The sequence below is a fragment of the Enterobacter sp. AN-K1 genome (assembly GCF_020971765.1).
Classification (GTDB): domain Bacteria; phylum Pseudomonadota; class Gammaproteobacteria; order Enterobacterales; family Enterobacteriaceae; genus Enterobacter; species Enterobacter hormaechei_C.
Window position 1 is genome coordinate 4,108,226 of the sequence record NZ_CP087390.1, and the last position, 12,380, is coordinate 4,120,605.

Sequence of the window (12,380 nt, forward strand, 5' to 3'; positions counted from 1 at the left end):
CACGATTCTCCTTTGTTCGTTCCTGAAAACCCTATTAAGGATAGAACAATGTGATGAATTAGCAGGCGAACTAAGCGTTTTCAGATAAGTGATTAGCGAAAGGAGCCATCTGCCTCACGTCAGGCGCGACGGGTGGGGGGAGAATCGGCTATGATAGAAATTTCCTGCTTTAAGAATTTGCTTTAGTGAACCCGTCGCTTATGAAACCTCTTCGTCAACAAAACCGCCAGGTTATTAGCTATGTGCCCCGCGTTGAACCCGCGCCGCCTGACCATGCCCTGAAAGTGGATGGTTTTCGCGATGTCTGGATGTTACGGGGTAAATACGTTGCCTTCGTGCTGATTGGCGAGCACTTCCGTCGCTCCCCTGCGTTTACGGTGCCGGAATCGGCGCAGCGATGGGCTGTGCAGACCCGCCAGGATGAAGAGGTTGAAGAATAACAGCCATAAAAAAACCGCCCGCAGGCGGTTTTTTTATTTCAGCCGTGATTAACGATGGGCCAGTTCCGCATCTTCTTCACTGTCGAGAATCGTTTTGTCGGTCTGCTTCAGCCACTGGCTGGTCAGGGTACCGGCGGTCATTGAGCCACTCACGTTCAGAGCGGTACGACCCATATCGATCAGCGGTTCAACAGAGATCAGTAGGGCAACCAGCGTCACCGGCAGTCCCAGCGCAGGCAGAACGATCAGCGCAGCGAAGGTCGCGCCGCCGCCCACGCCCGCAACACCGGCGGAGCTAATGGTCACGATACCCACCAGCGTCGCAATCCAGACCGGATCCAGCGGGTTAATCCCCACGGTTGGGGCAACCATCACGGCCAGCATCGCCGGGTAGAGACCCGCACAGCCGTTCTGCCCGATGGTGGCGCCAAAGGAGGCTGAGAAGCTGGCGATAGACTCCGGTACGCCCAGACGACGGGTCTGTGCTTCCACGTTCAGCGGGATAGATGCCGCGCTGGAACGGCTGGTAAAGGCGAAGGTCAGCACCGGCCAGACTTTGCGGAAATATTTCAGCGGGCTAACGCCGTTCACGCCCAGCAGGATACCGTGCACCACAAACATAATGCCCAGCCCCAGGTAAGAGGCGATCACAAAGCTGCCAAGCTTGATGATGTCTTGCAGGTTGGAGCCTGCCACGACTTTGGTCATCAGCGCCAGGACACCGTACGGCGTCAGCTGCATGACCAGACGCACCAGCTTCATCACCCAGCTTTGCAGGGTATCAATGGCAGTCAGCACGCGCTCGCCTTTTGGCGCATCGTCCTTCAGCAGCTTCAGCGCCGCCACGCCCAGGAACGCCGCGAAGATCACCACGCTGATAATGGAGGTTGGGCTTGCACCGGTCAGGTCAGCAAACGGGTTCTTCGGAATGAAGGAGAGCACCATTTGCGGTACGGTCAGATCGGCCACTTTACCCACGTAGTTGGTCTCGATCGCCGTCAGACGCGCGGTTTCAGCGCTACCCTGCACAAGACCTTCAGCAGTCAGGCCAAACAGATTGGTTACCAGCACACCCACCAGCGCCGCAATCAGCGTGGTGAAGAGTAGGGTACCAATGGTCAGGAAACTGATTTTACCCAGTTGAGACGCATTATGCAGGCGGGCTACGGCGCTCAGAATAGAGGCGAATACCAGCGGCATAACGATCATTTGCAGCAGCTGTACATAGCCGTTACCGACAATGTTGAACCACTGAATGGAATCTTTCAGTACCGGGCTATCGGAGCCGTAAATGGCGTGTAAGGCCAGGCCAAACACCACGCCCATGACCAGACCGACCAGTACCTTTTTCGCCAGGCTCCACTGTTTGTGGCGAGCCTGGGCGAGAAGCAATAGCAATACGACGAACACAACAATGTTCGCGATGAGTGGAAAATTCATCCCCGTTCTCCTGATTTATTATACGGTCGGTTTTTACCGAACCTGTTGGCGCAAGGTTATCAGAAGTGTGATGTCGCGCTTATATCCATATGGAATGGTTTATGACAAAAGTGATTATATTGTCGGTTTAATGTTCAATCTGGTGATTAATAAAACGATTGAACTGAAATTGCAGCGAGTTGATCATCTGCGATGACCAGCGCACTGCACCATTTTCGGGCAATGTCTGCGGCATCCAGACGGCATACGCAAACAGCGCCATGCACAGAACGCGCTCCAGCTGGTTGCCTTTTTGCGGCACGAGAATGGGCAGGCGGAAACGCCAGCGGCAGGGCCAGAGCAGCGGTACGCCCGCTGGCGTCAGCATATCGGCGAGGATATGACTTAAGTAGCCGAGCACCATACCCTGAATGGCATCCGCCGGGACGATCCAGCTCTCCGGAACCTTCAAATAGAAGAGTGTAAGCAGGCCGAATACGGCCATCAGGCTGTGGGTAAACCCGCGATGACCAAAGGCTCTGGCGATGGGTTTTGAAATCCACTTCAGCCGCTGGCCAAGAAATGACTTTGGATGATCTATGTCCGGGCAGCAGGCAGGTCAGCACGGCGGAAGGGACAATATGCCACCAGTCCCCCTGTGCCAGCACAGGGGTCAGTTCAGCGTTTTTGGCAAACACTGCACAGGCAAGTGAAAAAAGCAGGTGGCCTTCCGCCGTCATGATAAAACCCGGTAAACTGTCGATTCATACAGTATAGGGTTTTTATACAGTGTGTGAAAGAGGTGACGGTGTAACTCTTTGTCACAAACGCGCGGTTAGCGCGCCAGCCAGCCACCGTCTACGGCGAGGGTATGACCGTTAACGTAATCAGAGGCCGATGAGGCCAGGAACACCACCGGACCCTGTAAATCCTCCGGCTGACCCCAGCGACCCGCCGGAATACGGTCGAGGATCGCCTGGCTGCGCTGCTCATCATCGCGAAGCTGCCGGGTGTTATTGGTCGCCATATAACCCGGCGCAATAGCATTCACATTAATGCCCAGCGTTGCCCATTCGTTCGCCAGCAGGCGGGTGAGGCCCAGCACGCCGCTTTTGGACGCCGTATAGGAGGGCACCCGGATGCCGCCCTGGAAGGAGAGCATGGAGGCAATGTTAATGATCTTGCCGCCCTGACCCTGCGCGATAAACTGTTTCGCCACTGCCTGAGAGAGGAAAAAGACCGATTTCAGATTGAGATCGATGACCTCGTCCCAGTCCTTCTCGCTAAATTCCAGCGCATCGGCACGGCGGATGGTGCCGGCATTGTTAACCAGAATATCGATACGACCCATCTCAGCGACTGCGGTATCCACCACGCTCTGAATACTCTCCTGCTTGCCAAGATCGGCGCGAATCGCGATAAAGCGTCGTCCCAGCGCCGTAACGCGCGCTGCCGTTTCGTCAGGAACCTTGCGGTTAACCCCCACGATATCGCATCCTGCCTGGGCGAGGGCAATGGCCATACCTTGCCCCAGACCGGTATCGCACCCGGTCACCATCGCCACTTTTCCTGCCAGAGTAAAAGCATCCAGTATCATACGCGCCTCAGAAGTCAGGTTATTGTCATTCTGCACGTAAGAATAGGAGTCTGGAATGAGAAAAGCAAATAAACTAAAACGATGTTTTGATTTGACGAGGCAGGCAGCCGAAGCTGCCTGAGAGGGCGTTACTCCCCGCGCAGATGGCGGGCAGTCAATTCTTCAAGAGACGTCAGCCTGACATCCGCGAGGGCAAAACGGGGGTCGTGTCGGCCTTCTTCAGCCGGCACAACGATGGAGCGCATACGTGCGGCTTTGGACGCCACCATACCGTTAACCGAATCTTCCAGCGCCACACAGGTAAGCGGATCCAGCCCCAGTTTCGCGGCGCAGTCCATATACACCTGCGGATGTGGCTTGCTGTAAGGAAGCTTTTCGGCCGAGGCCAGCGCGTCGAAGCTGTCGCGCAGCCCGAACATCGTCAGCACTTTTTCCAGCATATGCAGCGGTGAGGCGGAGGCCAGCCCCACTTTCAGCCCTTGCGCCTTGCACAGGGCGATAGCGTCGCGTACGCCCGGTAACAGAGGCTTATACTCTTCTACGAGAGAAATGGCGCGGTTGATAATGCGCGCCGTAACTTCGTCGCGATCCGGGCCAACCCATGGCTGGTGGGCATACCAGAGGTCAACCACCATATCGATGCGCAGCCCCAGGGTATCGGGAAGCTCGTTACGACGACTGATATCGACGCCGAGGCTGGCCATCACGTCCAGTTCAGCCCGATCCCACAGGGGTTCGGAATCAATCAGCAATCCATCCATGTCAAAAATAGCGGCAAGTATCTGGCGCGGGGTCGACATTACAACATCTCCTTATCTTGGGGGGTAAGACGAACGGTGCTAAGCACAAGCAATTTAGCATATTGCATTCAAAGAGCGGGCGAAAATGACCGACAGCAGGTAGACTTAGGCACAAATAACGCGTCTTTATGAAGAGGAACTAATGACGTATCAACAAGCTGGACGCATTGCGGTCTTAAAACGTATTGCTGGTTGGGTTATTTTCATTCCCGCCCTGATTTCAACGCTGATCTCCGTACTCAAATTTATGTACGATCACAGCGAAAAACAGCCGGGCATCAACGCCGTTATGCTTGATTTTGCCCACGTCATGATTGAGATGATGCGGTTTAACACCCCGTTCCTGAACGTCTTCTGGTTCAACTCGCCCACGCCGGATTTTCACCACCAGCTGAATGTCGGTTTCTGGATAATCTATGCGTTGATATTTATCGCGATGGCGTTGCAGGCCTCCGGCGCGCGCATGAGTCGCCAGACCCGCTTTTTACGCGAAGGGGTGGAAGACCAGCTGATCCTTGAGAAGGCGAAAGGCCCTGACGGGATGAACCGCGAGCAGATCGAATCGCGCATTGTCGTGCCGCGTCATACCATTTTTGTGCAGTTTTTCCCGCTCTACATCCTGCCGGTCATTATCATTGTGGCCGGCTATTTCTTCTTTACGCTGCTTGGCTTCCTGTAAATCCTAAGGGAAGGGGCGTGAAGCCGCCCCCTCCCGCTATGCGGCCAGAATGCGGTCCAGCGCCCGCTGGGCATTCACCAGATGACTCCCGCCAAACAAAATAGCCCGGTTTAGCAAGGTGTACAGCTGATAAACCGGCTGACGATCAAGGAAACCCGCAGGTAACGGCGAGACAGACTGATAGCCATCATAAATTTGCGGCGGCTGTTCAGGATGCAACGGCAGCATTGCGAGGTCACACTCTCTGTCGCCCCAGTAGCAGGCCGGGTCAAATATATAGGGACCATCGGGACCAAGCGCGCAGTTGTTCGACCATAAATCACCATGCAGAAGGGAAGCCTGAGGCTGATGCGAAGCCAGACGCTGCTGAATGTGTTCAACAATCGCGTCGATGTTGCCGAACGCTAATCCCTTTTCAGCGGCCAGCTCCAGCTGCCAGCCGATGCGCTGCTCGGCGAAAAAAGTCGACCAGCGGCGCTGCCATGCGTTTGGCTGTGGGGTAGTGGAGAGGTCATTATCGAAATCGAGCCCAAACTGAGGTTGATCGCTCCACTGGTGCAAACGGGCGATCTGTTGCCCGAGAATAAAAGCGTTGTGCGCATCCAGAGGACGCGCGGGAAGATAGTTCATCACCAGAAAGCTATAGTCACGATCGCTGCCGACGGCTAAAACCTGCGGAACGGTGACTGTTTTACTGCGCGATAACAGCTCAAGCTGATCGGCTTCGGCAGTAAAAATGGGGAGCAATTCGCGCTCATCACATTTAACGAAAAGATCGCGTCCGGCGTAACGTAAATGCCATGCGGCATGGATCTCTCCGCCTGGCAGTTCGTTACGCAGTTCAATTTCACCTTCACCCAGCTGCTCACTTAAAAGATGACTGATAGCCTGCCACATGATGTCTCTCCCATGTTGTCTGCCAGATCATAAAGTTAGCGCAAAACGGCTATAAAAAAACAGGAACTAACGCACAACTGAGCGGTTTAATTTTATACAGGGCACTTATTGTGCTTTTTTATGCCAGTTTTCCCAGCTATCCACATCAATTTCCGTGGCTTTGTCAGTCACGCTTTCCACCAGGCTACTGGCCAGCGCCTTCACCTCTTCCTGGCTCAGCGGGCTTATCAGGCCAAATGCCAGTGAGCCGAGATCGTGAATATTGCCCTCATCGTCCGTCAGCGTGAGCAGAAAATTCGCCCGCGTGAACGCGTTGTTGAGTTCATTCAGTTCGGTCAGCGATGCTTCATGAATATTGACAGTTACGACGTAGCGGGTGATATCACCACTGCTCATAATTCACCTCGTTGTTATCCTGAAAGTTTTCTTAGCATAGTCGATACGCTCTGTTTAGCGACTTCCCCTTCCATGGGAAGGGGAAGCAGGTTCAGCTTCTCGCCAGGTAATCGACAATTTTCTGGGTATCCGCAAGCGAACACAGACGCGTTCCCTGATTGATGGTGGCTGCACTCCCTGCCGCGACGCCATAGCGTGCCATCTCCAGAAGCGAAGCGCCCTGCGCCAGCTTCAGCACCATCGCGCCAACCATACTGTCACCGGCACCCACGGTGCTCTGGCTTTTCATCGGCGGTGGCACAACCTGCACAAAGCCCGTCTTGTCGACGGCCAGCGCACCCTGAGGACCGAGAGAAACCACAACGCGATGCGCTTTGCCCGTACGTACCAGCTCTTCTGCGGCAGTACGCACGTCGTCAGGCTGGCTGAGTTCTCGATTAACCAGGGCGCTGAGCTCTTTCTGGTTAGGTTTAACGAGTTCAAGTTGTCCGGGTTCTAACGCCGCCTTCAGGGCTTCGCCCGAGCTATCGACAATGCAACGGATGCCGCGCTGGAGCGCCGCCTGAACCAGCGCCGTCAGTTTCTCTGTTTCGACGCCCGGCGGCAGGCTACCGCTGATCACCAGTAATGCGCCGCTTTCAATGGTCAGCACTTTCTCTTCCAGTTGACGAAACTCATCATCGGTCAATTTCGCCCCCGGCATCACAAAACGATATTGCTCGCCACTTGATTCAACATGGACATGCAGGTTCTGTCGGGTCCAGTCTTTTGCGTCGACGGTGTCTACGGCAACCTGTTCATCTGCCAGCAACGCCACCAGATGTTCTCCCGTGGCGCCGCCAGCGGGGAAGATGGCGGTGGCTTTTCCGCCAAGATGGGTAATAGCGCGCGCCACGTTGATGCCGCCGCCACCCGGCTCAAACACCGGCGCGCTACAGCGCAGCTTACCTTTCGGGTAGATTTGCGGCGTTATGGTCGCGGAGTCGAGGGAAGGGGAGAGTGTCAGCGTATAAATCGAAGCCATCATGACCTCCTTTTATCATGGGTTCTTTTAAGCCTGGCACCGTTTGGCAGGAAGGCAACGTAAATAACAGTATGATTTTAAATATGAATGCTGACAAATAACCTGCGCCGGGCATATAAAATAAAACGCGTTTTGGGATCGTTCTTATTCAAAAAATGAAAGAAGAAAATATTGCTATGTTATTTGCGGCTTTTTATAATTTGTTACCTTTCTATGGTCGCCTTGTCATTGATCCGCAAGAAAGTTTCCGAGACCGTGACGGTCTCTTTTTATGTTGTACGGACTCCTTAAATAAAATGAAGCTTTTGAAGACAGTACCCGCAGCACTGATGCTGGCGGGTGGCGTATTTGCGTCACTGAATGCAACCGCCGATGATACCGTTTTTACTGTCATGGACGATCCCTCCACTGCCAAAAAACCCTTTGAAGGTAACGTGAATGCCGGGTATCTGGCGCAATCCGGTAACACGAAAAGCTCCTCCCTGACAGCAGACAGCACCCTGACCTGGTACGGCAACACCACGGCCTGGTCGCTGTGGGGAAATGCCAGCAACACCTCTGCTAACGATCAACGCTCATCGGAGAAATACGCGGTAGGCGGACGTAGCCGATACAACATGACCGATTATGACTACCTGTTCGGGCAGGCGAGCTGGCTGACTGACCGCTACAACGGCTATCGCCAGCGTGATGTCGTGACTGCGGGTTATGGTCGTCAGTTCCTCAATGGGCCGGTGCACAGCCTGCGTTTTGAATTCGGTCCGGGTGTCCGTTACGACGAGTACACCAACGGCGAAGATGAAACGCAGCCGCTGGGTTATGCATCGGGCACCTACGCATGGCAGATGACGGATAACGCAAAATTCACCCAGGGTGTGTCGGTGTTTGGCGCTGAAGATACAACGCTGAACTCTGAAAGTGCGTTGAACGTGGCCATCAACGAACACTTTGGACTCAAGGTGGCGTACAACGTAACCTGGAACTCATCCCCACCTGATTCTGCGCCGGAACATACCGATCGCCGAACCACGATTTCTTTAGGTTATAAAATGTAATTTCGTCGGGCCGGGACTCTTCTCGGCCCGTTTTTTATTTTCTGAAACTGTGCTTATTTATATTAAACGGCGTTTTAAAATAAATAATGGGTTTGATTACTTCTTCATAATTTCTCCATAATTGCTGGTCAGAGCTTATTCAGTTTATTTGACACGAATTGATAAATAATTTGACTAGGCAAAAATGTGATCCAGATCTACACTTACGGCACAGGCGAAAAAATCGCCTCAGGCATATCGCATTAAACGCATTAAATAAGTATGAGAATAAAATTATGAAAAAAATCAAAACCGCTACAGCAGCGATGGTGCTTTCCGCACTTTCATTTGGCGTATTTGCTGCTGATAATATGACACAACCTGCCAGTGACGTTAACAACCAAATTGGGATCGCTAAAGCCTCTGATGTAGAAGCAGGCTCCAACATTGCCCCCGGCTCTCAGTCTACCGGCCAGTCAATGAATGACGCATTTGATGTACACAAGCTGGTGGCGGGTGAGTGGTCCTGATATTTCAACTGCCACCTGTGACGCAATATATACGCTGTCACAGCCTGTCGAAAACCGGTTTATGACGTACCGGTTTTTGTACCCTAAATTATCGTAAAGATAGTTAAATTTTATTCAGTAAATTACCGCCACGTTTTCGCTGACAAAATATTAGCCCCAGATCATTGCGGCCCAGCGCAGCAGCAACATCGCGCCGCAAATAGCAATTAACACCACGACCATTTTCCAGTGCTTCACGGCAAATCTTTTTGTTGGCATAACCTAATCCTTGTCAGTTGATACCCTTAGTCTATCAAAATTTGCGCCAGAAGGCGCTCAACCCGGGACAACAGGTTATGCCGGAACACCGGTTCGGCTTAAAACCAATGGAATCTGTCAGCCAGAATCAATACCAGGCAAGCAGCGGAAAGTAGATTCAATATCACAACGGTTCTGCTGGATACATTCATGTGATACCCCTTCGATGTTTAAGGACCAAGTCAAGAATAGCTCAGCACTTTCGGATTGCGAGCCTCCGCCAGCAAAAGTTCATGAACGCATACAAAAGGATGTGCGGTTCAAAACGGTCGCAGGAAGGTGCATTCGCCCTGTTAATAGTGTTACCATTACGACGCCTGCCGTAAACACGCATTATTCTGAAATCGGCCGGTGAATGATGACGAACCAATTTGACGATTGTTGGTCAGATGGTTTCGTAATCTACTGTTTAATCACGATTATTTTCTTTGTATATGCTCTTATGTGTGGGGCATCACTGCAAATAAGGATATAAAATGCCTGTAATTACTCTTCCTGATGGCAGCCAACGCCATTTCGACCACGCTGTTAGCCCAATGGATGTTGCCCTGGATATCGGTCCTGGACTTGCAAAAGCAACCATTGCAGGCCGCGTAAACGGCGAGCTGGTAGACGCGTCCGATCTGATTGAAAGCGATGCAACGCTTGCGATCATCACCGCGAAAGACGAAGAAGGTCTGGAGATCATTCGTCACTCCTGCGCGCACCTGTTAGGCCATGCTATCAAGCAGCTGTGGCCAAACACCAAAATGGCGATCGGCCCGGTTATCGACAACGGTTTCTACTACGACGTTGACCTTGACCACACCCTGACCCAGGAAGATATCGACGCGCTCGAAAAACGTATGCACGAGCTCGCCGAAACCAACTATGACGTCATTAAGAAGAAAGTCAGCTGGCACGAAGCGCGTGAAACCTTCGTGAAGCGCGGCGAGAGCTACAAAGTCTCGATTCTTGATGAAAACATCGCTCATGATGACAAGCCAGGCTTGTACCATCACCAGGAATACGTCGACATGTGCCGTGGTCCGCACGTGCCGAATATGCGCTTCTGTCATCACTTCAAGCTGATGAAAATCGCGGGCGCTTACTGGCGTGGCGACAGCAACAACAAAATGTTGCAGCGTATCTATGGTACCGCGTGGGCCGATAAGAAAGCCCTGAACGCATACCTGCAACGCCTGGAAGAGGCGGCTAAGCGTGACCACCGTAAAATCGGTAAGCAGCTTGACCTGTATCATATGCAGGAAGAAGCGCCGGGTATGGTGTTCTGGCATAACGACGGCTGGACTATCTTCCGTGAACTGGAAACGTTCGTGCGCTCCAAGCTGAAAGAGTACCAGTATCAGGAAGTGAAAGGCCCGTTCATGATGGACCGTGTGCTGTGGGAAAAGACCGGCCACTGGGACAACTACAAAGATGCGATGTTCACCACTTCGTCTGAGAACCGTGAATACTGCATCAAGCCAATGAACTGCCCGGGCCACGTTCAGATCTTCAACCAGGGTCTGAAATCCTACCGCGATCTGCCGCTGCGTATGGCGGAGTTCGGTAGCTGCCACCGTAACGAGCCATCAGGTGCGCTGCACGGTCTGATGCGTGTTCGTGGCTTTACTCAGGATGATGCGCATATCTTCTGTACTGAAGATCAGGTTCGTGATGAAGTTAACGCCTGTATTCGTATGGTCTACGATATGTACAGCACCTTTGGCTTCGAGAAGATCGTGGTCAAACTCTCAACGCGTCCGGAAAAACGTATCGGCAGCGATGAGACATGGGATCGCGCAGAGGCGGATCTCGCCGTGGCGCTGGAAGAGAACGGTATTCCGTTCGAATACCAGCTGGGCGAGGGCGCATTCTACGGTCCGAAAATTGAATTTACCCTGTATGACTGCCTCGATCGCGCATGGCAGTGCGGAACGGTACAGCTGGACTTCTCCCTGCCGCAGCGTTTAAGCGCCTCTTATGTTGGCGAAGACAACGAGCGTCAGGTGCCGGTTATGATTCACCGTGCGATTCTCGGTTCACTGGAGCGCTTCATCGGCATCCTGACCGAAGAGTTCGCGGGCTTCTTCCCAACCTGGCTTGCGCCAGTGCAGGTCGTGGTGATGAACATTACCGATTCTCAGGCGGATTACGTTAAAGAATTGACGCAGAAACTACAAAATGCGGGCATTCGCGTAAAAGCAGACTTGAGAAATGAGAAGATTGGCTTTAAAATCCGCGAGCACACTTTACGTCGTGTCCCGTATATGTTGGTCTGTGGTGATAAAGAGGTGGAAGCAGGCAAAGTTGCCGTTCGCACCCGCCGTGGTAAAGACCTGGGGAGCCTGGACGTAAGTGAAGTGATTGAGAAGCTGCAACAAGAGATTCGCAGCCGCAGTCTTCAACAACTGGAGGAATAAGGTATTAAAGGCGGAAAACGAGTTCAAACGGCACGTCCGAATCGTATCAATGGCGAGATTCGCGCCCAGGAAGTTCGCTTAACAGGTCTGGAAGGCGAGCAGCTGGGGATTGTGAGTCTGAGAGAAGCGATCGAAAAGGCTGAAGAAGCTGGAGTAGATTTAGTTGAAATCAGCCCTAACGCCGAACCGCCAGTTTGTCGTATCATGGACTACGGCAAGTTCCTTTATGAAAAGAGTAAGTCTTCTAAGGAACAGAAGAAGAAGCAAAAAGTTATCCAGGTTAAGGAAATTAAATTCCGTCCTGGTACCGACGATGGCGATTATCAGGTAAAACTCCGCAGCCTGATTCGCTTTCTGGAAGATGGCGATAAGGCCAAGATCACGCTGCGTTTCCGCGGTCGTGAGATGGCCCACCAACAGATTGGTATGGAAGTGCTTAACCGCGTCCGTGACGATCTGAGTGAACTGGCAGTAGTCGAATCCTTCCCTACGAAGATCGAAGGCCGCCAGATGATCATGGTGCTCGCTCCTAAGAAGAAACAGTAAGGCCTTCAAGCAGCAAAATCTGTGGAGCCTTCGGGCCCCATAGGTTTTGTTCGCCTATGTTTCGTTTATTTAACAATGCGAAGTGGAAGTTATTAAAATGCCAAAAATTAAGACCGTACGCGGTGCTGCTAAGCGCTTCAAAAAAACCGGTAAAGGTGGTTTTAAGCACAAGCACGCTAACCTGCGTCACATTCTGACTAAGAAAGCTACCAAGCGTAAACGTCACCTGCGTCCAAAAGCCATGGTTTCTAAAGGCGATCTGGGCCTGGTCATCGCGTGCCTGCCGTACGCATAAGTCGTTAACGTTTAACTTTTT

Annotated in this window: 15 protein-coding genes and 1 pseudogene; 7 read left to right on the forward strand and 9 right to left on the reverse strand. The window is 52.5% G+C overall.

Annotation, left to right across the window (positions count from 1 at the left end):
* Window positions 1-200: 200 nt before the first annotated feature.
* On the forward strand, window positions 201-440 hold the full coding sequence (cedA, locus tag LOC22_RS19495) for a cell division activator CedA (RefSeq protein WP_015570744.1): 240 nt from the start codon (window positions 201-203) through the stop codon (window positions 438-440).
* Between the two features lie 48 nt (window positions 441-488).
* Here the strand turns inward: cedA and tcyP are convergent, their stop codons facing one another.
* From tcyP to hxpB, 4 genes and pseudogenes are all read right to left on the reverse strand, one after another.
* Window positions 489-1,880, reverse strand: a complete 1,392-nt coding sequence (tcyP, locus tag LOC22_RS19500; protein ID WP_015570743.1) for a cystine/sulfocysteine:cation symporter — start codon at window positions 1,878-1,880, stop codon at window positions 489-491.
* Between the two features lie 127 nt (window positions 1,881-2,007).
* Window positions 2,008-2,599, reverse strand: a pseudogene (locus LOC22_RS19505) (metal-dependent hydrolase).
* 95 nt (window positions 2,600-2,694) lie between these two features.
* Entirely contained in the window at window positions 2,695-3,456 is a 762-nt protein-coding gene (gene kduD, locus LOC22_RS19510) for a 2-dehydro-3-deoxy-D-gluconate 5-dehydrogenase KduD (protein WP_230239140.1), read from the reverse strand.
* A 128-nt stretch (window positions 3,457-3,584) separates the two neighbouring features.
* Window positions 3,585-4,256 carry a hexitol phosphatase HxpB gene (gene hxpB, locus LOC22_RS19515; protein WP_003857825.1) on the reverse strand — a complete coding sequence of 224 codons (672 nt, stop codon included), beginning with the start codon at window positions 4,254-4,256 and terminating at the stop codon, window positions 3,585-3,587.
* Window positions 4,257-4,398: 142 nt separating this feature from the next.
* Here hxpB and LOC22_RS19520 point away from each other — a divergent pair, with 142 nt between their 5' ends.
* Entirely contained in the window at window positions 4,399-4,935 is a 537-nt protein-coding gene (locus LOC22_RS19520; protein WP_063132866.1) for a YniB family protein, read from the forward strand.
* A gap of 36 nt (window positions 4,936-4,971) precedes the next feature.
* On the opposite strand, the gene LOC22_RS19525 is transcribed toward LOC22_RS19520, so the two are convergent.
* The 3 genes from LOC22_RS19525 to pfkB form a co-directional block, all read right to left on the reverse strand.
* Window positions 4,972-5,832, reverse strand: coding sequence for a fructosamine kinase family protein (locus LOC22_RS19525; RefSeq protein ID WP_032619835.1), 861 nt, complete (start codon window positions 5,830-5,832; stop codon window positions 4,972-4,974).
* Between the two features lie 105 nt (window positions 5,833-5,937).
* Window positions 5,938-6,228, reverse strand: a complete 291-nt coding sequence (gene ghoS, locus LOC22_RS19530) for a type V toxin-antitoxin system endoribonuclease antitoxin GhoS (RefSeq protein ID WP_047051472.1) — start codon at window positions 6,226-6,228, stop codon at window positions 5,938-5,940.
* A gap of 91 nt (window positions 6,229-6,319) precedes the next feature.
* The gene (pfkB, locus tag LOC22_RS19535; protein ID WP_230239562.1) at window positions 6,320-7,252 is read right to left on the reverse strand and encodes a 6-phosphofructokinase II; all 933 of its coding nucleotides are present in this window, start codon (window positions 7,250-7,252) and stop codon (window positions 6,320-6,322) included.
* 296 nt (window positions 7,253-7,548) lie between these two features.
* Between pfkB and LOC22_RS19540 the strand changes: the two genes are divergently transcribed.
* Together LOC22_RS19540 and LOC22_RS19545 are read left to right on the forward strand one after the other, a co-directional pair.
* Window positions 7,549-8,307 (forward strand): YdiY family protein, encoded by a 759-nt coding sequence (locus LOC22_RS19540; protein WP_026080717.1) that lies wholly within the window; start codon window positions 7,549-7,551, stop codon window positions 8,305-8,307.
* Window positions 8,308-8,582: 275 nt separating this feature from the next.
* Window positions 8,583-8,816 carry a hypothetical protein gene (locus LOC22_RS19545; RefSeq protein ID WP_063132863.1) on the forward strand — a complete coding sequence of 78 codons (234 nt, stop codon included), beginning with the start codon at window positions 8,583-8,585 and terminating at the stop codon, window positions 8,814-8,816.
* Window positions 8,817-8,966: 150 nt separating this feature from the next.
* Here LOC22_RS19545 and yniD read toward each other — a convergent pair whose 3' ends face one another.
* Window positions 8,967-9,074 (reverse strand): small membrane protein YniD, encoded by a 108-nt coding sequence (yniD, locus tag LOC22_RS19550; RefSeq protein WP_003857815.1) that lies wholly within the window; start codon window positions 9,072-9,074, stop codon window positions 8,967-8,969.
* 98 nt (window positions 9,075-9,172) lie between these two features.
* Window positions 9,173-9,265, reverse strand: coding sequence for a stress response membrane protein YncL (gene yncL / locus LOC22_RS19555; protein ID WP_071842885.1), 93 nt, complete (start codon window positions 9,263-9,265; stop codon window positions 9,173-9,175).
* Between the two features lie 324 nt (window positions 9,266-9,589).
* Between yncL and thrS the strand changes: the two genes are divergently transcribed.
* The 3 genes from thrS to rpmI all read left to right on the forward strand — a co-directional run bounded on the left by thrS (window position 9,590) and on the right by rpmI (window position 12,359).
* Window positions 9,590-11,518, forward strand: a complete 1,929-nt coding sequence (gene thrS / locus LOC22_RS19560) for a threonine--tRNA ligase (protein WP_047051470.1) — start codon at window positions 9,590-9,592, stop codon at window positions 11,516-11,518.
* Window positions 11,519-11,521: 3 nt separating this feature from the next.
* Window positions 11,522-12,064, forward strand: coding sequence for a translation initiation factor IF-3 (gene infC / locus LOC22_RS19565; protein WP_023616141.1), 543 nt, complete (start codon window positions 11,522-11,524; stop codon window positions 12,062-12,064).
* Between the two features lie 97 nt (window positions 12,065-12,161).
* On the forward strand, window positions 12,162-12,359 hold the full coding sequence (gene rpmI / locus LOC22_RS19570; protein ID WP_001124225.1) for a 50S ribosomal protein L35: 198 nt from the start codon (window positions 12,162-12,164) through the stop codon (window positions 12,357-12,359).
* The last annotated feature ends 21 nt before the right edge of the window (window positions 12,360-12,380 follow it).